Annotated in this window: 18 protein-coding genes and 1 pseudogene; 10 read left to right on the top strand and 9 right to left on the bottom strand. The window is 42.8% G+C overall.

From position 1 onward, the window contains the following. Nucleotides 1–47 precede the first annotated feature (47 nt). Nucleotides 48–422 (bottom strand): hypothetical protein, encoded by a 375-nt coding sequence (locus AC4CUZ_RS00990; RefSeq protein WP_287167500.1) that lies wholly within the window; start codon nt 420–422, stop codon nt 48–50. A gap of 156 nt (nt 423–578) precedes the next feature. After that, nucleotides 579–800, bottom strand: coding sequence for a translation initiation factor IF-1 (infA, locus tag AC4CUZ_RS00985; RefSeq protein WP_004692529.1), 222 nt, complete (start codon nt 798–800; stop codon nt 579–581). Nucleotides 801–1,030: 230 nt separating this feature from the next. Here infA and AC4CUZ_RS00980 point away from each other — a divergent pair, with 230 nt between their 5' ends. Next, entirely contained in the window at nt 1,031–2,038 is a 1,008-nt protein-coding gene (locus tag AC4CUZ_RS00980) for an AraC family transcriptional regulator (protein WP_005400861.1), read from the top strand. A gap of 55 nt (nt 2,039–2,093) precedes the next feature. Here the strand turns inward: AC4CUZ_RS00980 and truA are convergent, their stop codons facing one another. From truA to AC4CUZ_RS00960, 4 genes and pseudogenes are all read right to left on the bottom strand, one after another. Continuing rightward, on the bottom strand, nt 2,094–2,891 hold the full coding sequence (truA, locus tag AC4CUZ_RS00975; protein ID WP_201953514.1) for a tRNA pseudouridine(38-40) synthase TruA: 798 nt from the start codon (nt 2,889–2,891) through the stop codon (nt 2,094–2,096). A 12-nt stretch (nt 2,892–2,903) separates the two neighbouring features. Beyond that, nucleotides 2,904–3,872, bottom strand: coding sequence for an asparaginase (locus AC4CUZ_RS00970; protein ID WP_201953516.1), 969 nt, complete (start codon nt 3,870–3,872; stop codon nt 2,904–2,906). Nucleotides 3,873–3,921: 49 nt separating this feature from the next. Then, nucleotides 3,922–5,217 carry a T4P machinery localization factor FimV gene (locus AC4CUZ_RS00965; protein WP_201953517.1) on the bottom strand — a complete coding sequence of 432 codons (1,296 nt, stop codon included), beginning with the start codon at nt 5,215–5,217 and terminating at the stop codon, nt 3,922–3,924. A 65-nt stretch (nt 5,218–5,282) separates the two neighbouring features. Further along, nucleotides 5,283–6,566, bottom strand: a pseudogene (locus AC4CUZ_RS00960) (FimV/HubP-related protein); the annotation flags it as partial. 59 nt (nt 6,567–6,625) lie between these two features. Between AC4CUZ_RS00960 and AC4CUZ_RS00955 the strand changes: the two are divergent. Then, the gene (locus tag AC4CUZ_RS00955) at nt 6,626–7,327 is read left to right on the top strand and encodes an IS1 family transposase (RefSeq protein ID WP_005005861.1); all 702 of its coding nucleotides are present in this window, start codon (nt 6,626–6,628) and stop codon (nt 7,325–7,327) included. 260 nt (nt 7,328–7,587) lie between these two features. Here AC4CUZ_RS00955 and asd read toward each other — a convergent pair whose 3' ends face one another. Next, nucleotides 7,588–8,706: an aspartate-semialdehyde dehydrogenase gene (asd, locus tag AC4CUZ_RS00950; RefSeq protein WP_490747152.1), complete on the bottom strand. Its 1,119-nt coding sequence runs from the start codon at nt 8,704–8,706 to the stop codon at nt 7,588–7,590. Between the two features lie 185 nt (nt 8,707–8,891). On the opposite strand from asd, the gene AC4CUZ_RS00945 reads away from it, so the two are divergent. Further along, nucleotides 8,892–10,001, top strand: coding sequence for an endonuclease/exonuclease/phosphatase family protein (locus AC4CUZ_RS00945; RefSeq protein WP_201953519.1), 1,110 nt, complete (start codon nt 8,892–8,894; stop codon nt 9,999–10,001). 290 nt (nt 10,002–10,291) lie between these two features. Here the strand turns inward: AC4CUZ_RS00945 and AC4CUZ_RS00940 are convergent, their stop codons facing one another. Beyond that, the gene (locus tag AC4CUZ_RS00940) at nt 10,292–11,230 is read right to left on the bottom strand and encodes an LpxL/LpxP family acyltransferase (RefSeq protein ID WP_201953521.1); all 939 of its coding nucleotides are present in this window, start codon (nt 11,228–11,230) and stop codon (nt 10,292–10,294) included. A 252-nt stretch (nt 11,231–11,482) separates the two neighbouring features. Here AC4CUZ_RS00940 and AC4CUZ_RS00935 point away from each other — a divergent pair, with 252 nt between their 5' ends. Next, complete coding sequence (locus AC4CUZ_RS00935; protein ID WP_201953524.1) at nt 11,483–11,797, top strand: hypothetical protein; 315 nt, start codon at nt 11,483–11,485, stop codon at nt 11,795–11,797. 51 nt (nt 11,798–11,848) lie between these two features. Here AC4CUZ_RS00935 and AC4CUZ_RS00930 read toward each other — a convergent pair whose 3' ends face one another. Then, nucleotides 11,849–13,744 (bottom strand): ATP-binding cassette domain-containing protein, encoded by a 1,896-nt coding sequence (locus AC4CUZ_RS00930; RefSeq protein WP_201953528.1) that lies wholly within the window; start codon nt 13,742–13,744, stop codon nt 11,849–11,851. A gap of 35 nt (nt 13,745–13,779) precedes the next feature. Here AC4CUZ_RS00930 and AC4CUZ_RS00925 point away from each other — a divergent pair, with 35 nt between their 5' ends. The 6 genes from AC4CUZ_RS00925 to AC4CUZ_RS00900 all read left to right on the top strand — a co-directional run bounded on the left by AC4CUZ_RS00925 (nt 13,780) and on the right by AC4CUZ_RS00900 (nt 19,685). Continuing rightward, nucleotides 13,780–14,025 carry a SlyX family protein gene (locus AC4CUZ_RS00925; RefSeq protein ID WP_126038307.1) on the top strand — a complete coding sequence of 82 codons (246 nt, stop codon included), beginning with the start codon at nt 13,780–13,782 and terminating at the stop codon, nt 14,023–14,025. 179 nt (nt 14,026–14,204) lie between these two features. Beyond that, the gene (locus tag AC4CUZ_RS00920) at nt 14,205–15,194 is read left to right on the top strand and encodes a hypothetical protein (protein WP_201953531.1); all 990 of its coding nucleotides are present in this window, start codon (nt 14,205–14,207) and stop codon (nt 15,192–15,194) included. 70 nt (nt 15,195–15,264) lie between these two features. Next, nucleotides 15,265–15,714 (top strand): ammonium transporter, encoded by a 450-nt coding sequence (locus AC4CUZ_RS00915; RefSeq protein ID WP_004692510.1) that lies wholly within the window; start codon nt 15,265–15,267, stop codon nt 15,712–15,714. A gap of 36 nt (nt 15,715–15,750) precedes the next feature. Then, a complete protein-coding gene (gene topA, locus AC4CUZ_RS00910) occupies nt 15,751–18,393 on the top strand; it encodes a type I DNA topoisomerase (RefSeq protein ID WP_490747151.1) in 2,643 nt (880 codons plus the stop codon). A gap of 96 nt (nt 18,394–18,489) precedes the next feature. Continuing rightward, nucleotides 18,490–18,936, top strand: coding sequence for an NUDIX hydrolase (locus AC4CUZ_RS00905; RefSeq protein WP_114836435.1), 447 nt, complete (start codon nt 18,490–18,492; stop codon nt 18,934–18,936). Between the two features lie 47 nt (nt 18,937–18,983). Beyond that, nucleotides 18,984–19,685: a hypothetical protein gene (locus AC4CUZ_RS00900; RefSeq protein WP_490747150.1), complete on the top strand. Its 702-nt coding sequence runs from the start codon at nt 18,984–18,986 to the stop codon at nt 19,683–19,685. The last annotated feature ends 154 nt before the right edge of the window (nt 19,686–19,839 follow it).

Below are 19,839 nucleotides of genomic sequence, written 5' to 3'. Positions count from 1 at the left end.
GTAATTTGAGATAAACGGTATGTAGGCGACTCAACATAACGCAGCCGTTAACACGCTTTGCCGATGTAGTGAATAGATTCCACAAGATCATCATGCAGTCTGAACTCAATTTTACATTTCATTTCAATATTCAGGCTACCGCTGGAAGGTGTTGGAATGGGCGCACCCATAGTGACACTGGTTCCAAGGTTGGGGGTTCCCATCGGAATAGGCATATTACGTAACAGAGTGTAGGTCAGTTTCTCTGGGGTATGTACAGGAGCACCGAGCACTTTATAGCCCATGCTATTGAGGTTGAGTTGATTTTGAACTTGATTTGACGATTGTCCGATATAGTGTTGTAAGGTTTGCTTGAGCTGCGTTTGGCTTGTTGTGGCACAACTAACACAGAGCATTGGGAACAGTAAAACTGCTCGCTTCATTGCAGTCATTTTCATTATTGTTTTGGGGTATTAGGTTGTTATCTCATTTAATTATAGTTTGATTTTTGGTTTAAATATAGCCGATGTATAACGTATAGTCTGAGCGCAGACATTAAAAAAGCCACTTAAAAAGTGGCTTTTTCGCTTCGCTAAAACTTAGCGCGCACGATAAGTGATACGACCCTTAGACAAATCATAAGGTGTCATTTCTACTTTAACACTGTCGCCAGTCAAAATACGAATATAGTGTTTACGCATTTTACCAGAGATGTGAGCAATCACTTCATGACCGTTTTCTAAACGTACACGAAACATAGTATTAGGAAGCGTCTCGGTGACAACGCCTTCGAACTCGATGAGTTCCTCTTTATTGGCCATAGCCTACCTGAATGAATAAATTGGAAAGGCGCAAATTATAGTCAATTTTTTTGCATAAAACAAGGCGGAATGGGCGGTTGCCTGATCATCTGTCAGTAAAATAAGCGAACAAGAGGAATAAATATTTTCAACAAAAAAACTGTATAAGTTGTTGTCAGTTCGGTCAATCGCAGTTAATCTAATTTTAATGTTTTATGTATAAATGAAGAACATACAAGGAAGGTTCTAGCGTGGGTCAGCTAACGGATGCATCGATTGTCTTGCGATTAGGCTACCAAGCGATTCGTCGTTCAGGGTTGCCAACAGAAGAGATTTTAACAAAGGCGGGTGTTGCATTAAATCAGATGGAAACCAATGAGCGTACGCCTTTGAGCGCACAATACGCTTTTTGGGTGGCGGCAGAAGAGGTGAGTCGCGATCCAGACATCGGTCTACATTTGGGTGAAAATCTGCCTTTATACCGTGGTCAAGTAATTGAGCATTTGTTTATTTCATCGGAAAACTTTGGTGAGGGCTTGAAGCGCGCTTTGGCTTATCAGCGATTGATCAGTGATGCCTTTCATGCCAAGTTGGTGGTTGAAGATGACCGGTGTTATTTGACCAATGGGGAACAACCTTGGGCTGAAAATTTGGTCAATCGACATTTTTCTGAATGTGCGATGTCAGGTATTTTACGGTTCTTTAAATTTATTACTGAAGGGCGCTTTGAACCGATCTATATTGATTTTAACTTCAGTAAAGGCGCGTTTGATGATGAGTATTTCCGCGTATATGAGTGCCCGGTTAGTCTAGGGCAAAAAGAAACCCGCTTATATTTTGACCCAAGTATTTTGGCTTATCCGTTGTGGCAAGCGGAACCTGAATTATTGCAACTGCATGAGCAGTTAGCGATTGAAAAACTTCAAGAATTAGCCCGTTATGATTTGGTGGGTGAAGTCCGTCGTGCGATAGGTTCAACCCTAGAAAGTGGTGAAACCACACTTGAAACAGTGGCTTCACAGCTCAGTATTACCCCAAGGCGGTTACGCACACAACTTAGTGAGGCGAATACCAGCTTCCAGCAAATTTTGTCTGATTATCGCTGTCGTTTGGCGAAAAAACTTTTGGCCAATACGGCTGAAAGTGTAGAGCGTATCGTGTATTTGACGGGCTTTTCTGAGCCAAGTACCTTCTATCGTGCATTTAAACGCTGGACCAATGAAACCCCAGTGGAATATCGAAAGCGTAAGCAGCGTTAAGAAATCCCTCCTAACCTCCTTTAAAAAAGCAGGCGGGGGAGGATTCAAAAATAAATTATTCAGGCATATTTAGCCAGTGCGGCCCAAGCGGTTGCTTAGGTAGCTCAAACTGTGCTGGATAGTCGGCATGAATGAAATACAGCCCATCAGGAGGGGCTGTAATGCCTGCGGCTTTGCGGTCTTCTGCTGCGAAAATAGCCTCAATATGCTCGACTTCATACATACCTTGACCAATTTCCAGTAAGCAGCCCATGATATTGCGGACCATATGGTGTAAGAAGCCATCGGCCTGAATGTCGAGTACCAAATATGGACCATGTTGAATTAAGCGACAATGGCTGACATGGCGCACAGGTTGATTGGATTGGCATGCGGCTGCACGGAAGCTTTCAAAATTATGCGTGCCTTCGAACTTTTGAGCAGCTTGCATCATCTTCGCTACATCTAATGCATAATAGGCATGTGTGACTTGTTTATACATAAGAGCAGGGCGTTGCGGGCGGTTATAGACCACATAGCGATAACGACGTGCCTGCGCTTTGAAGCGTGCATGAAAGTCTTGATCCATCGCTTTGATCCACTGGATCGAGATATCTTTTGGCAGTTGGCTGTTGCTGCCCATTAACCAACCGCGCTCTGAACGAAGTGCCGAGCTATCAAAATGCGCCACCATATTGGTGGCATGGACGCCAGCATCGGTACGACCAGCACCATGTAAGCTAATCGGTTCATTGGCAATTTTAGAGAGTACTTTTTCAATCGTCTCTTGTACGCTGATCACACCTGTTTGCTGGGTTTGCCAACCACGATAGTGTGTTCCACAAAACTCAATGCCGATCGCAAAACGTTGCATATGTACCTCAAATTAACCCAAATCATGCCAATGGCTGAAGCGTGCTTCAGCGCTGGGGTATTGTAAATACATTTTAAGGGCTTTGGCATACAGATCTGCATGCCCGAGGCAATCACTGACAATTATTTTGGCCTGAGTTGTCCACGCGGCAACTGCATAGCGCTGATCAGTACGGCCGAAAGGGACTTGGGTGCTTAAGATAGCAACACAGCCTTGTGCGTAAAATTCATCGAAAAGTGCTATCAACTCGGCATTCACAGCTAAATTACCCGTTCCAAAACCTTGCAAAATGAGGAAATGTGGTGGGGCTGTAAGCAGGTTTTTCAAATTCTGCAATTGTTGAGCTAAGGCAACAGGTTGCATCATCAGATTGAGGCAATTGAATTGGTGAGATTGTTCTACATCACCTGTTTGTACTATGTGTGTTTTTAAGCTATGTGGAATCGGCTGTTCAGCCATGACGCCTGTAAAAGCATCCAGTTCTGTGGTATGTCGTTTTAACGCGGTTTGCGCATGCAATACCTGTTGATGAAAAGCTAGATACACTCCGACAGGATGTTTCATCACCGCATCTAAGGCAAAATTCAAATTACTAATCGCATCGCTAAATTCACGCGTATCTGTACCTTGTACATTAAGTAATGGATATTGGCTACCTGTGAAAACCACACGTGCGGAATCTGCAATAAAGTGTGCCGCGACAGCACTGGCATAGCTTAAGGTATCTGTGCCATGAATCACGACAAAATGCTGGAATTTTTGCAGTTGCAATTGTTGAATCTGCTGAATCAGCAATAACCAGTCTGCAACCGTACAGGCGCTACTGTCTTTAATGACAGGTGCAATAAAACATTCAATGTCGAGATGAATCGGCAAGACATGTGTGAGCTTGGGAATAAAGTCTTCGGCAGGCATTGGTTGTAAGGGTTCGCCAATACAGCCAAAGGTTCCACCCATATAGATAAGCGCAATTTTTTTCATTATAAAAAAAGCAGTCGGTGATGACTGCTTTAGTTTAAAACGAAATGGCTTAGGATGCTATGCGACTCAGTAACTGTTCGACTTGCTGACGTTGTTCCATAGAGTAGTTTGGTTCTTGTTCAACCAAAATTTCACGTGCAGCTTCGAAAGCACCGAGTTGAATGTATTGCTCAGCCAATTCAAGGTTTAAGTGTATTTCATTGACTTCGCTCAGTTGAGGGAAAGACTGTACCAGAGGATCGCTTTGATCCACCGTATTGGCAGGTGCAGTAGACTCTAGACTAAAACTGAGGTTTGACGTACCAACTGCTGGAGTTTCTTCTACTATCGCTTCACTTGAGCTAACCGTATCGAAAGAAAAAGCAGGGGTGTCTTTTGCCGCTTCAGCCGTGGATTCGCTTGAAAAATCAAATGTAAATTCAGGACGCTCATCCGCAGCAAGCGGTGAAGTTTCTACTTCTGGCGCTGTGTCGAGATTGAATGAAAAATCTAAAGGTTGGATGTCGGCTGCAGCAGTTTCTGCTGGTTGAGCCGGCGTGCTTTCTAAAGAGAGTGAACCGAAATCGAGTGGTTTACGTTCTTCAGCAGGTTTAGCGGGTTCTGCTGTTGGTGTATTTAAACTTGAGATATCAAATTCTAAGCTTTGGACTTCGATGCTCGGTTCAGGTTGAGCTGTTGTTGTGGTGGTAAATGCTGAGGTATCAAAATCAAGCGGTTTAATGTCTTGAACTGGTTCAACAACAGAAGCTTGCACAGGAGCGGGCGCAGCATTATTTGATGACATCAGGGCATCAAAGTCAGCAGTATTGGTTGCTTCTACAGGTTTTGGTGTTGATGGAACAACTCCTATTGACTTTGATTCAAGTGTGTCATGGCTAGGGTTTTGATTTAATTGATCGTAATCCGATATTTTGGCTTCTGCTTGCGCCAAAATATCATCCAGTTCTAAAGAACGTAAATGATTCAGCAATTGGCTGATGGCAAACTCGTCTTTTTGGAGCAAGTGAATATCGAGCAGCAGTAAATATAATTCGTGTTGTGAATTGTCTTTATTTAGGGCTTGGTTGATTTGTGCTTCAGCTGAGAAGAAATTGCGGTCGCGAATTTGGCCTTCAATTTTATTACGTAGATCTGTGGCGAGTGGTGTCGTGGCTTTTTTAGCAACAACATCTTCAACGACTTGAGTTTGTTGCGGGGATTTTTTAGACGAACTGGTTTTTTTGGCTTTATTTTTTGCAGCAACCGCTTTTTGAGTTTTTGGTTCTGCTTCTTTACTCGCCTCACGCTTTTTTAAGACTATGGCAACAACCAATAGTAAGATAAATGGAATCACATAAATAAGCATGTTTTACCCCTTTTGAACTTGTCTTTGTGCAAGTTCATCCAAAATCAAATAATCAAAATAACACTTTAGTGTGTTGGCTTTTTCTCAGTTTGTTGTGCTTTCAATTGTTGTTGCAATTGTGCAAGACGAGCGTTTAGTAATTGAATTCTCTGATCTTTCTGATTAAGTGCCACTTCTAATTGTGTTACGTTTCTCTGTAATTTAACGGTTTTTTCACGGGATGTCATAACTTTTAATGACAACTCGTTTGATGTTTGATTCTTTTCTGTCGACTTCTTGGCAGAACCGTGGCTTGAATCTTGCTCTTTCTCTGCAACCAAACTCATCTCGGCTTGATTGAGGCGGTATTTCGCCTTGCCAGATTGCTGTGAGCTTTGTTTTGGAAGTGATGAAACGGAGACCTTTTGCTCTGATTTTGCCGTTTGTAGACCTGTTAAATTGAGGTTGGCACCACGACGTAAGCGGTTTACGTCGCCTTGAATAAAGGCATGTTCGTTCTTGGCTTTAATTTGTTGCATGACTTCACCGACAGGACGGTTTTCTTCTGCAGCAATACGCGATGCAATGCCCCATAGAGATTCATTCGACCGAACAACATGGGCACTTTGAGGTGGGGCTTGGCGTGCAGTAGTTGCAGGGGCAGCAGGTGTTGTTTTTGCTATCGATGGAGTGGCTTGAGGGTTAGCCTGTGCTGAAATGGGTGCATCTGATTTTTGAACTGAATCGGCATACTTTTGCACTAACGGATCTGCCGATTTTTTCGCTTGCGTAATCGATTCAACACGTGGAGCTGATGTTTGAGCAGCTGCTGCAATTTGCGTAGAGGCTACTGAAATAACTTGCGTTGGCGCTGTAATAGCGGTCGCACTTATGCTTGGTGGGGTATGGTTATTGAGTTTGAGAGGCGTCGTATTTGTCGTCGGCGCAGCTGTTGTTTTTAAGCTATTGAATTGTGTGCTGACAGGTAAGTTCAGCGCAATATCTTTTTCATTGACAATCACCACCGGTTTTAAGGCTTTTTCATTATTATTCGTACGGGCTTGAAGTGCTGCCGAGCGTTTATTGGCTGTTTTAATATGTTGTAGTCGTGCCGCATTGCCTTCTTTGATTTTGACGACAATGTTCAGTTCCGCTTCAGTTAAAGGGCGTGAAGAAGTAATCGTAATTACACCTGTACTGGCGCTGGTACGACGGGTAAAAAAGTTCAGATTACTGGGCGGCTGATGCATGACACCAAGAGACATTAAATCTTCTGCGCTAGCTAGACTGGCTTGAATCGGAGCATTCGGATCGGCATCGTGAAAGTTCAATTCTGCATACAACAGTTCCCCAGGTGCAGATTGAATTTGGGTGGTGTATCAAAAAGTATGCTAAAAAAAAGCAGGTTGAATTTTGATAAAATAGAGAAATGCAAATAACTCTAGAAATCAAATGTCCAACCTGCCTCAGTGACAGTATAAAGAAAAATGGCATCAAAGTAGATGGGAAACAAAACTACCAATGCAAAGACTGCAAACGTCAGTTTATTGGTGACCATGCTCTGAGCTATCTAGGATGTAATTCTGGCATTACTCGTAAAATATTACAGTTAATGGTCAGAGGCAGCGGTATACGAGATATCGCTGAAGTTGAGCGCATTAGTATCGGTAAAGTCTTACGGACTTTAACTGAATCGGCCTATCAAATTCAGCCTAAACAAAGTCATTATGAATCTCTCGAAGTAGATGAATTCTGGACTTTTGTTGGAAATAAAAATAATAAACAATGGCTTATTTACGCCTACCATCGAGAAACAGGTGAGATTGTTGCTTATGTTTGGGGTAAGAGAGATTTAGCTACAGTCCAAAGGTTGAAGACAAAGCTTAAACAATTAGGTATTCACTACACCCGAATTGCAAGTGATCATTGGGACAGTTTCATCACTGCTTTTAAAAACTGCAAGCAAAGTATTGGTAAGTTGTTTACTGTAGGAATTGAAGGTAATAATTGCAAAATAAGGCATCGAATAAGGCGTGGTTTTAGAAGAAGTTGCAATTTCTCCAAAAAGCTTGAAAACCATTTTAAAGCCTTCGACTTAACCTTCTTTTACATCAATAATGGCTTCATTTAATGTCAGCATACTTTTTAAAACACCACCTGAATTTGAATAGGATCAACAGTGATCGCATTCACATTTTGCGAAGCAATAATGGCTAAAATGGCTATCTTTAATTTGTTATTTACGGTCATCTTAATCTTTAGCTCGGTCACAGATCGCAAAGCGAAAATTATAGATTAGCGAGTTGTGTGTTATTTGTAAAACGTTAACATTGAGGTTACAAAAAAAAGCCGATCAAGTGTGATCGGCTTAATACTTTAGCGGGTAAATACTTAAGTATTTTTGTAGTCAATCAGGATACGGAGCATACGACGTAAGGGTTCCGCAGCACCCCAAAGCAATTGATCACCGACAGTGAAAGCACCTAAGTACTCTTTGCCCATATTTAATTTGCGTAGACGACCAACAGGAACTGTTAATGTGCCTGTTACAGCCACAGGTGTTAAGTCCGTCATAGACGCTTCACGGGTATTTGGAACCACTTTTGCCCATTGGTTCGCGCTACGTAACATATCTTCGATTTCATCGAGAGGCACGTCTTTCTTCAGCTTCAAAGTTAAAGCTTGAGAGTGACAACGCATCGCACCAATACGCACACAATGACCGTCAATCGGAACGATTTGCTGGTTGCCCAAGATCTTGTTGGTTTCAACTTGACCTTTCCATTCTTCTTTCGACTGACCGCTGTCTAATTGTTTGTCGATATAAGGAATGAGTGAGCCTGCTAATGGCACGCCAAAGTTTGCTGAAGGGAAACCTTCGCCACGTTGTAATTCCGCAATTTTAGAGTCGATATCTAGAATTGGAGAGCGTGGGTCATCTAACAAATCTTTGGTGTTGTTGTACAAATAGCCCATACCAGAGATCAGTTCACGCATATTTTGCGCACCAGCACCCGATGCTGCTTGATAAGTCATCGAGGTTGCCCATTCCACTAAATTGTTTTGGAATAAACCACCTAAGCCCATCAGCATCAGTGAAACTGTACAGTTACCGCCCACGAATGTTTTGGTACCGTTCACTAAACCATCTTTAATGACATTCATGTTGACAGGGTCAAGTACGATAATGGCTTCATCTTCCATACGAAGTGTAGATGCCGCATCAATCCAATAGCCTGCCCAGTTTTCCGCTTTCAGCTTTGGGAAAACTTCTGAGGTATAGTTGCCACCTTGGCAGGTAATAATGACATCCATTTGCTTCAGACTGTTAATGTCTGATGCATCCATAAGTGCTGGGGCAGTTTTACCGCCAAACGCAGGCGCTTCACCGCCTGCATTACTGGTAGAGAAATAAAATGGCTCAAAATGAGCAAAATCATTCTCTTCAACCATTCGTTGCATAAGGACGGAACCAACCATCCCGCGCCAACCGACCAGACCTACTTTCATGTCACTTTGCCTCGGTGCGTTAAAAATTAAAAGGGGATTCGAGTGTATCAAAAGAGCGCTTAACTGCAAGCACTACACAATGAAAACAGCAATTATATTGTGCAATATATCTTGTTTATGTTACATGCAAAATTGATATTAATTTATGAATCTACAAAAAATTAAGAATATAAGAGTGGGTATCTATGATCTGGGTTGAGTTGCTGGCATGTGTTGTGATTTGGTTAAGCTTCTGGTCACTGATTCCTCGAGATGAATGGTGGTTTCGAGGTGCAGATTTTCCACGCTTACAGATTTTGGCGTTGGGGTTGATTGCATTTATCTTGATGTTGCTTTGGGATGCGCCTTGGGATTGGGTGCGTGAAGCTATTTTGATTGGGTTAATTGCGGCGGTGGCGTACCAACTCAAAATGGTGTTGCCTTATACTTTTGTGTGGAAAAAACAGGTTAAAACGGTTACCAAAACAGAGTTACAGTCAGAGCGTCAGATTTCTTTAATTGTGTCGAATGTACTAACGCCCAATACTCAATATCACTTATTGCTGCAGCAGATTCATCAGCATCAACCGGATTTGATTTTGACTTTAGAGTCAGATGCACATTGGCAACAAGCCTTGAATGTACTGGAAGATGACTATCCCTATCGGGTTGCAGTGCCTTTGGATAATCTGTACGGCATGCACTTGTATAGTCGTTTAGCGCTTAAAGATATTGAAGTGAAGTTTATTTTGAGCGATGAAATTCCTTCGATTCATGCCACAGTCATCTTAAGGTCAGGACAGCCAGTGCAACTGTATTGCTTACACCCGAAACCGCCAAGTCCGACCGAAGCCAAAGACTCTACTTTACGTGATGCTGAATTATTGATAGTTGGTGATCAGATTAAAGATTTGGATGAAAGTTGCATTGTGATGGGGGATTTGAATGACGTGGCATGGTCGCGTACGACACGGCTTTTTCAACGGATCAGTGGGCTGCTAGATCCTCGCGTCGGACGACATTTTGTCAATACTTTTCATGCCGACTACCCCTTGCTGCGCTGGTCACTGGATCATGTTTTTCACAGTACGGATTTTGCCTTAGTACAGATGCAGCGTTTAGCACATATTGGTTCAGATCATTTTCCTGTATATGTGGTGCTACAAACAGGTCGGGTGTTTGAGCTGGCACAAGAAGAGCTGGAACAAACCGAAGCCGATGAGCAAGAAGCGCAAGAGGCGATTGAAGATGGAATTGAGAAAGCGGAACGAGAAGGTAAGCAGGTTACAGATAAAATTGCCAAAGATTACCAGTAAACATACGGGGTGCTCGGATTTCATCAGTGTAGGATATGGCTTACAGGGATTTGGGAATCTGACGAATGGTTAGTCATTTAGTATCCCCGTATTCTAGTCTCATCAGCAGATGGAGCGGGAATGGATCATCCCAGTATGGAAGTTGAAGCTGATGGAAATCATCATGGATATGATGTAGGTATGGAATGCCACCGAATAAAACAAGAATAACGTTGAAAGCACAACCTCATGTACCCGAGTTTTGCAGGACGCAGAACTCGGGTTCAACTTTTTAAGCAGCCCTTTTTTTGTTAAGAATAAATCTTGTCATAGCCTGCAGGGCGAGTTTTAAAGCGACGGTGGAACCACATATATTGAGTCGGAGCAATACGGAGTTGATTTTCAATAATTTGATTCACGCGTGTCGCATCATCGACTTCATCTTCACTGGGTAAGTTTTCCACCGCAGGTTCAATCAACACTTTGTATTGTGGGTTTTTAATATCCCCATCACGATAAAAATACAGAGGAATGGCTGCGGCTTTGGTCATTTTCAATAAACGACGGTGTGCGGTAACTGTCGCTGCGGGAACGCCAAAAAATGGCGCCATAACACCTTGTTTTAAACCAAAGTCTTGATCTGGACTATACCAAATGGCATGGCCATTTTTTAAGTTGCGGACCAAACCACGCATGTCATCATGATCAATTTGATGTGCATAAATGGTGGCGCGGCAGCGGTAGATGAGCATATCCAGCAGTGGATTATTTTGTGGGCGATACACCACATCTGGTTCAAAATACTGCGCGCATAGATAACCACCCGCATCGAGCAAAGTAGAGTGGGTTCCTAAAAGCAGTGCGCCTTTACCTTCTGCTTGTGCTTTTTGAATATGTTCTAAACCTTCAATACTAACACGGCCAGTAAACCACTTTGGGTTATACCACGCATTCAGCGTTTCAAATACGCCCAGCATTTGATCGACAAAAACTAAACGGGCATTTTCAAGGACTTCTTGGGCCGACCATTCAGGGAAACACACCTCCAGATTACGAACGGTGGTTTTACGCCTCGACTTCAGATATTTAAAACCGAGATTGCCTAAGAGGGTGGCCAGTCGGTGTTGAATTGCCCATGGAAGAATCGCCAATATCATGAGAAAGACGATACCAATCCAAACGCCCCAATATTTGGGATGCAGAAAAGACCACTGAAATTCACCGGGTTGATAGTCTGGCTTCGAACTCATAAATTGCGATAAAGGCTGAAAAAAGAATGTTTCGAGTTTAGCATGAAGCAAGAATGAAGATGCAATCTTCACCATGAACCTGTTGTACAGGACCTTCTCATATCAAGTTGTGATAGTTTTTATGAGGTGGGCGAAGAAGATGTATTCATGCTCAGAGGAGAACATGGTCTAAATATCTCACAACATTTGTTTTGTTTTAATTTGGGTGAAATTCTCAATACTAAGAAGAAAGATAAGAACAGGGGGGTAAAAATGCTAAAAAACATTATCAGTTGCGGCGTGCTATTCATTTCTTTAACGGGCTGTGTCTATAGTCCATATGATGATTATAATCATTATTATCATGGGTTTGGTTGGACAGGGTATGCACCCTTTCCACTAGAAAACCATCGTCCACCACCTAATGGTCATGGCGGTGGACATCCAGGAGGGCAACATCCTGATCATATCCATCCAGGAGGTAGTCATTCAGGTGGTGGTGGAATTCATTCTGGCGGGGGTGGGATACATCCAGGTGGAGGTGCTGGCATACATCCTGGCGGTGGTGGGCATCGCCCGCCGCGTTAAATATAAAAAACTCCGCATTGTGCGGAGTTTTTTTATGGAGCTTACGGAAAATTATTTGGTTAAATTTTCCAGTTCTTCCCAACGTTCCAGTTTTTCCAGCAATAGCTCATCAATTTCAGTCAAACGATTCGACAATGTCATAGCCTTGTCTGCATCTGAAATAAATAGTGAACCATCTGCAAGTGAGGCATTGATTTCCGCTTGCTCTTTTTCCAGTGCTTCCATTTCGGAAGGCAGTTGTTCAAGCGCACGTTGATCTTTATAGCTGAGTTTGACTTTTTTAGCAGGTGCTGCGTTCGCTTCAGCTTTCGCCGCTGCTTTTTTCACAGCACTTTTTTGATCAACCGCAGTTTGGTCTGGTCGCTGTTGTAAGTAATCTTGGTAACCACCGATGTATTCATCGATATTGCCTTTACCATCGAACACCCAAGTTGAGGTTACCACGTTATCCATAAAGGCACGATCATGCGAAATAAGCAATAAGGTGCCTTTGTAGTCGGACAACATTTCTTCTAGCAGCTCTAGTGTCACCATATCCAAGTCATTGGTGGGTTCGTCCATCACGATTAAGTTAGATGGCTTAAGTAGTAACTTGGCTAAAAGGATACGGTTACGCTCACCGCCTGAAAGAGCTTTGACTGGTGTACGCGCACGTTCTGGTGAGAACAAGAAATCTTGCAAATAGCTGTAAATGTGACGACGGTTACCATTCACATCGACATGGTCAGAACCTTCTGACACGTTATCTTTGACAGATTTTTCAAGGTCGAGGGCATTACGTAATTGGTCGAAGTAAGCCACTTCCAATTGCGTACCTGTTTTTACCGTACCCGTATGTTCTTGTTCGCCTAAAATGGCTTTAATGAGGGTGGTTTTACCGACACCGTTGTCACCAACAAGACCAATACGGTCACCGCGGAGCACCAATGCGGAGAAGCCTTTGATGATAGGTGCATCATGACCAAAGCGAACACTTAAGTTTTCAATTTCAAAGACCACTTTACCTGAACGACTAGCATCTTGCGTTGCCATGCTGACCTTGCCTTGTTGTGAACGGCGTGCTTTAGATTGTTCACGTAATTCTTTTAGGGCACGAACACGACCTTCGTTACGGGTACGACGGGCTTTAATACCTTGGCGAATCCATACTTCTTCTTCAGCTAAGCGCTTATCAAAAAGAGCATTTTGCTTTTCTTCTGCTTCCATTTGCATTGCTTTTAGTTCGAGGTAGCGTGAATAGTTACCCTCGTAACTGCGCAAAGTGCCGCGGTCGAGTTCAACAATTCGAGTCGCAATGCTGTCCACAAATGAACGGTCATGCGAGATGAACAGTAAAGTTAAATTATTTTGATCAAGTAAAAACTTCTCGAGCCATTCAATACTTTCAACGTCCAAATGGTTGGTTGGTTCGTCCAGTAATAGCACATCGGGTTGAGTAAGGAGCGCACGAGCAAGCAGCACACGGCGCTTACGACCACCCGATAAATCGGCCAAATCGGCATCTGGGTCTAGGCCCATTTTACTTAAAATAGAATTGACTTTGGTTTCTAAAGCCCAGCCATCTAACTGATCTAGTTTGTGTTGCAAGTTACCCATGCGGTCACACGCTTCCATGTCTCCAAGTACACAAGCATCACTAGCTTCATGATAGGCTCTGAGCACATCAGCGGCTTCACCTGCGCCGTCTGCCACGATATCCGCCACTTTGCCCGAGTCCATTGGGACGTCTTGCGCCAACATCGAAATGGTAATGCCATTTTGTAGAGAAACTTCACCAGAATCGGGTAATAAGCTTCCCTCGATCAGTTTAAGTAAAGTAGACTTACCTTCACCATTACGACCAATTAAACACACTCGTTCACCGCGCTCTAATGAAAAGTTCGCGCCGTCGAGCAAGGCAGGTCCACCAAACGCAAGTTGGACATCCCTTAAAGTAATATAGGCCATAATGTTTCCTGAAAAATCTCAAATGAGGACTTGAAGTGTCTAAACAACAAAATATTGATAATCAAGCGCCATTGTCCGCACCCATTGAAGATTTGCAAGTCCGAATTGCATTTTTAGATGATTTAGTTGAACAACTCAATGAACAATTGGTGATTCAAGGACTGGAAATTGCTGATTTAAAAAAACAAATGCAAATTTTGTATCAACGTGTTGAATCTTCAGATTTGTCCGATGGAGTTGCAACATTTGACCCGATGGCCGATCGTCCACCACATTATTAAGTGCATTTGCTGTCTGGGGCTAAAAAATGCTGTGATGTGGGGTGAAGATATTGCTGATCCTTGTCTCTTTTTTTGTTTTACCCAACTCAAAGCTCGATTTGACTGACGAAATCATTTGACCTTTGATGCAGTTCCTACTCTAATACCCGCTTTCTGGTGCATCCCATAAAAACTGTCCTATGACTCAAAAAGTTGTTCTTCTTGACCTTGAAAATAATGTTCCGACTGCCAAATTGTTGCGCGAGATTGTGGAGCATTATCCGACTTTGTATTTGTTTCATTGCCAAGGTCAATTTGAGTATGCATTGCAAGATTTGACGGAACTGGCTGTTTGGATCAGTAGTGGTCAAGTGGTGATTCTAGACACGCCCAAAGCCGAGCAAAAAGAGTTCGAATATGCCGTGGTGGTGGGGCAGTTAATGGCTTTGCTTGAGCCAGAGACGCAGGTTGAAATTATCTCTGCGGTCAATACAGCAGAAATACTTTTGGACTTAATGCAATCTTCGGATATTCAGAGCAATTTGATCCTCATTCAGTCTGAAGCTGTACCGAGTCAACGTCACCTTCCCAGTTTAGACAGCATCAAAAATCAGCCTTATTTAAAAATGGTCAAAAAATATTGTGATGCTTTGGGAAAAATGTCAGGCAAGCCGAACACATTGGACGGTCTAAAAAATTCAATAAGTAATATTTTGCAACTCGTACCTGAAAAGACGCAGCGGGTAGTGGGGATGTTGATTAATCTCAAAATCATCAAAAGGTATGATGAGCAAATTCGCTTTCGTAAAAAAGTGTTGAAGCAGTGGTTGGCACTGAATTTAGATGAACAAGACCCAATTTCACAGCCGCAAAGCATGCAGCAAGCGCTACAACAACTGCAAAAAGACAGTGTCGTGGATAAGCTTGAACCAACTGCAGATACGCAGTCCGTGCAACAAGAGTTGTTTAAAAACTTTGCACAGATTGACCCTGTACAGCTTGAGGTTGCACGAAAACTGCGCGAGTTAAAAACCAATAAACCCAAAGATATCTATGCACTACGTGATTTGCTTGAGCAAATGTTTCCGAAGTCAGATGTGCGTATGTTACTGAAAGAGTTACTCGATAAAGGCTATATTTACTGGAATGGACACGAAGTTCTATATAGTCATGAAATGTTCTTAAATTAATTTTATCGTTCAAACTTGCGTTTTATATTGTGCTTATGCAACTCTAATAAAGGAATAAAAAGGTTGTGCTATGGAAAATACTGGAATTTGGGTTGTCGGATTTATCATCTTATTCATCCTCGGCTCGATTTTTGGACTTCGTGTAAGTCCAAGAGAAAAAGCTTTAGGTGAAATGCGTGATAAAGCGCGCAAGATGGGTTTACACCCGCGTTTAGTCGCAGCACCTGACTGGACGAAAATACCAATGGCTTCGGAAAACCGTGCCAGCATGGTGGCGTACTACAGTGTCCTGATTCCAGAAGCACGCCTACCTTTAATGCGCGCTCGCGTTGTTGATCAGCAGCTTGAGCTCATTACAGGTGATGACAAGTTTAAACATTTACCCATTGAATTAAAGGGTATTTATGCTATTGATATGCAAGCAAACTGCGTGGGACTCTATTGGGATGAGCATTCTGACTTAAGAGCAACCCAGTTAGATGCCATGAAAGCATATTTACAGTCTTTGGCTGAACTTTAATTTTACAGACCCATTGAAACAGGATTAACGGTTAATATGGCGAAAGCTCCTCGGTCCACATCCAAAAGTACTACAGCAGATTCTCCTGAGGCTGGGAAAAAGCGTGCTTTAGTGATTGTGGAGTCGCCTGCAAAAGCGAAAACAATCAATAAATATTTAGGCTCGAATTACATTGTGAAGTCGTCTGTGGGTCACGTGCGTGATTTACCTACAGGTGGTTCCAGTAAGACTGCAGAAAAGAAGCTAGCAACACGAACCAAACTGACCGATGCTCAGAAAGCTGAAAAAGCACAAAATGCACTGGTCAATCGTATGGGGGTTGATCCTGAGCATGACTGGAAAGCACATTATGAAGTGCTTCCAGGCAAAGAGCATGTGGTTGCTGAACTGAAAAAGCTTGCTTCGCAAGTTGACGAGGTCTATCTCGCAACGGACTTGGACCGTGAAGGAGAGGCAATTGCTTGGCATTTAAAAGAAGTGATTGGTGGGGATGACTCACGTTATCAACGTGTGGTGTTCAACGAAATTACCAAAAATGCCATCCAAGATGCATTCGAGCATCCAGCACGCCTTGATATCGATAAAGTCAATGCGCAACAAGCACGCCGCTTTTTAGACCGTGTTGTCGGCTTTATGATTTCGCCATTACTTTGGGAAAAAATTGCCCGTGGTTTATCGGCAGGCCGTGTTCAGTCTGTCGCAGTTAAACTGGTGGTTGAGCGTGAGCGTGAAATTCGTGCCTTTATTCCCGAAGAATACTGGCAAGTTTTTGCAGACACTAAGTCACAAACTGATGAGATTCGTTTAGAAGCCGTCAAACAAGCAGGTAAAGCCTTAAAGCTACGCAATAAAGCCGATACCGATGCTTTATTGAAGCTCATTAAAGACGCAGATTACAAAGTTTCAGCACGTGAAGATAAACCGACCAAGGTGAATCCGAGCGCGCCGTATATCACCTCGACTTTACAACAAGCAGCCAGTACACGTCTGGGTTTTTCTGTGAAGAAAACCATGATGTTGGCGCAGCGTTTGTATGAAGCGGGTTTTATTACCTATATGCGTACCGACTCGACCTTTTTGAGTGACGATGCGGTGAATATGGTGCGTCATCATATTGAGACCGAGTTTGGTGCGAAATATCTGCCTGCTAAGCCGAACCGCTATGGTAACAAAGCGGGTGCACAAGAAGCCCACGAAGCGATTCGTCCATCGAATGTGGCATTAAAAGGCGACAGCTTGGTGGGTGTGGAACGTGATGCACAACGTTTGTATGATTTGATTTGGCGTCAATTCGTCGCGTGTCAAATGACATCAGCCGAATACTTGTCATCGACTATTTTAGTGGATGCCAACGGTGTTGAACTTAAAGCCAAAGGTCGTACCTTAGTCTTTGATGGTTTCACTAAAGTCCGTGGTCAAAACAAGTCAGATGATGATGTATTATTGCCTGCGGTCAAAGTCGGTGAAATCCTGAAGCTTGAAAAATTAGATCCATCGCAACACTTTACCAAGCCACCTGCACGTTTTACTGAAGCATCATTGGTGAAAGAGCTTGAGAAAAAGGGCATAGGTCGACCATCGACCTATGCGGCGATTATCTCGACCATTCAAGACCGTGGTTATGTCAAACTGGAAAACCGTCGTCTATTTGCTGAAAAAATGGGTGAGATTGTTACTGATCGTTTAGATGAAAGTTTCAATAACCTCATGAACTATGACTTTACCGCGGACTTAGAAGGTCAGCTCGATAAAGTGGCTGATGGCGAACGCAATTGGAAAGAGTTGCTTGACAGTTTCTATGGCGACTTTAAAAAACGCCTGACCAATGCGCAAGGTGAAGGCGGCATGCGCCGCAATCAACCAGTAGAGGTGGGAGCAGTTCACTGTAAAGAATGTGACCGCCCAATGCAGATTCGTACGGGAACCACAGGTGTCTTCTTAGGGTGTTCTGGCTATAACTTACCGCCGAAAGAGCGTTGTAAAGGCACGTTGAACTTAACGCCAGTTGAATCACTTGCCGCACTTTCTGATGATGACGCAGCAGAAACAGCAGATTTGATGTCGAAAAAACGCTGTCCAATCTGTGAAACTGCGATGGATAGTTATGTGATCGACGGTGGTCGTAAGCTACATGTCTGTGGTAATAACCCAGACTGTGCTGGTTTTGAACTTGAAGAAGGTGAGTTCAAAATCAAAGGTTATGATGGCCCAACCATTCCATGTGATAAGTGTGATGGGGAAATGCAGCTGAAGACTGGGCGTTTTGGTCCTTATTTTGCTTGCTCAAGCTGTGATAACACACGTAAAGTCTTAAAAAGTGGTCAACCTGCACCTCCGCGTGTAGACCCGATTAAGATGGAACATTTACGTTCAACCAAGCATGATGACTTTTTTGTATTACGTGATGGGGCAGCAGGTTTATTCTTGGCGGCAAGTAAGTTCCCGAAAGTACGTGAAACACGTGCACCAAAAGTTTCGGAACTTCGTAGTGTTGCCGATCAGCTTGATCCGAAGTATCAGTTTATTTTGCAAGCACCTGATGTTGACCCTGAAGGGAATCCAACTTTGGTGAAATTTAGCCGTAAGAATCAAGCGCAATATATTGGTTCTGAAACGCCTGAAGGTAAGCAAACCAAATGGTCATTGGTGTTCAATGATGGAAAATGGGTTGAAGCTTAAGTTTTAATTGCTTAGAAATAATCAAGAAATGCTCACTTTGGTGGGCATTTTTTATATGATGCACAGCTATAAATAAAAAAAGATTCTGGTTAATGTATGATTCCTATTCGCTCTGTTGTTGTATCCGCTGTTTTACTGTCAAAAATTGAGAGTGAAATTAAACTGTTATTGATGAAGCGTGTTAAAGGTGATTATTGGTGCCATGTCGCAGGAAAGGTTGAAGAGAATGAGACCGCCAGCCAAGCGATACTTCGCGAAATCAAAGAAGAAACAGCCATTCAGCCTCAACGTTTATTTAGTGCAGATTACATCGAGCAGTTTTATGAGCCAAGCTTGAATGTGATTGAAATGATTCCCGCATTTGTTGGCTTCTGTGCTGAAAACCAATCTGTTCTATTGAATCATGAGCATACTGAATATCGGTGGTGCAGCTTATCTGAAGCTAAAACTTTGGCTGTATTTTCAAATCAAAGAAAATTGTACGACTTTATTTGGGAAAACTTTGTATTGCAACAACCTATAATACATTTAGAAATTACGTAATGTACTGATCATTGTGATAAAAAATTATTAAAAATTGGGGATCAAAGATGTGGAAAAAACTTCGTATTTTAATCTTGCTGCTGATTTTATTGGTGGTCGCTGTGAATGCTTACAGGGATCAGAACCAAGATTGGAACAAGCCCATTATTGTATTACTGCATCCAGTTAATGCAGATGGGCAAGGTACAACTCAGCAATATATACAGCAATTGACGCCTGCGAACTTAAAAGGGGTACAAGGTTATTTAGAGCAGATGTCTGCGACATATCGCGGACAACCGATTGCGATTTACTTCCAACTTGGGCGTGAACTCAAACAGCTACCACCGAAAGTGCCTGAGCAGGCAAGTTTATTGGATACGGTCTTGTGGAGCTTAAAGTTCCGTTATTATGCATGGAAAAACCATCAAGGTTCAGATGGTGCACCAGCTGTTACTTTGTATTTGAACTATTATGACCCTGCACTGACCAAAGAGCTGAAACACTCGACAGCTTTGCAAAAAGGTCGTATCGGTTCGGTGAATTTATTTGCATCTAACAAGCAAACCGAGCAAAACAAAGTCGTGCTTGCACATGAGCTTTTACATGCCTTTGGTGCTAGTGATAAATACGACTTAGCCACAGGACAGCCGATGTATCCTGCGGGTTATGCTTATCCAAATCAACAACCGCTGTTCCCTCAAGCCAAAGCTGAATTAATGGCTGGGCACATTCCAACCTCACAAACACAGAGTAAAATGCCTGAGTAGATTGATGAAACATTGGTGAATGAGATCACTGCGATTGAAATTGGGTGGAAAAAGTAACTGTGGATAATGCTGAGTTTATCCACAGTATGGATTGATTGTGTGGATAAACTCAAACCTACAAGTTCGCTGCAAAACATGTTAAAACTAAGTGAAC

Source organism: Acinetobacter sp. 789_lipA (assembly GCF_058242845.1).
The sequence above is the reverse complement of the archived record's forward strand: the minus strand, read 5'-3'. Positions and strand labels throughout refer to the sequence as shown.

Excerpts from the sequence above, each read along its gene's own strand:
- AC4CUZ_RS00945 (WP_201953519.1), top strand. The coding sequence starts at position 8,892 with ATGATCTGGGTTGAGTTGCTGGCATGTGTTGTGATTTGGTTAAGCTTC.
- AC4CUZ_RS00915 (WP_004692510.1), top strand. The coding sequence starts at position 15,265 with ATGGAAAATACTGGAATTTGGGTTGTCGGATTTATCATCTTATTCATC.
- AC4CUZ_RS00970 (WP_201953516.1), bottom strand. The coding sequence starts at position 3,872 with ATGAAAAAAATTGCGCTTATCTATATGGGTGGAACCTTTGGCTGTATT.
- AC4CUZ_RS00905 (WP_114836435.1), top strand. The coding sequence starts at position 18,490 with ATGATTCCTATTCGCTCTGTTGTTGTATCCGCTGTTTTACTGTCAAAA.
- AC4CUZ_RS00920 (WP_201953531.1), top strand. The coding sequence starts at position 14,205 with ATGACTCAAAAAGTTGTTCTTCTTGACCTTGAAAATAATGTTCCGACT.
- AC4CUZ_RS00955 (WP_005005861.1), top strand. The coding sequence starts at position 6,626 with ATGCAAATAACTCTAGAAATCAAATGTCCAACCTGCCTCAGTGACAGT.
- AC4CUZ_RS00900 (WP_490747150.1), top strand. The coding sequence starts at position 18,984 with ATGTGGAAAAAACTTCGTATTTTAATCTTGCTGCTGATTTTATTGGTG.
- AC4CUZ_RS00935 (WP_201953524.1), top strand. The coding sequence starts at position 11,483 with ATGCTAAAAAACATTATCAGTTGCGGCGTGCTATTCATTTCTTTAACG.
- AC4CUZ_RS00990 (WP_287167500.1), bottom strand. The coding sequence starts at position 422 with ATGAAGCGAGCAGTTTTACTGTTCCCAATGCTCTGTGTTAGTTGTGCC.
- truA (WP_201953514.1), bottom strand. The coding sequence starts at position 2,891 with ATGCAACGTTTTGCGATCGGCATTGAGTTTTGTGGAACACACTATCGT.
- topA (WP_490747151.1), top strand. The coding sequence starts at position 15,751 with ATGGCGAAAGCTCCTCGGTCCACATCCAAAAGTACTACAGCAGATTCT.
- AC4CUZ_RS00965 (WP_201953517.1), bottom strand. The coding sequence starts at position 5,217 with ATGCTTATTTATGTGATTCCATTTATCTTACTATTGGTTGTTGCCATA.
- AC4CUZ_RS00940 (WP_201953521.1), bottom strand. The coding sequence starts at position 11,230 with ATGAGTTCGAAGCCAGACTATCAACCCGGTGAATTTCAGTGGTCTTTT.
- AC4CUZ_RS00930 (WP_201953528.1), bottom strand. The coding sequence starts at position 13,744 with ATGGCCTATATTACTTTAAGGGATGTCCAACTTGCGTTTGGTGGACCT.
- asd (WP_490747152.1), bottom strand. The coding sequence starts at position 8,706 with ATGAAAGTAGGTCTGGTCGGTTGGCGCGGGATGGTTGGTTCCGTCCTT.
- infA (WP_004692529.1), bottom strand. The coding sequence starts at position 800 with ATGGCCAATAAAGAGGAACTCATCGAGTTCGAAGGCGTTGTCACCGAG.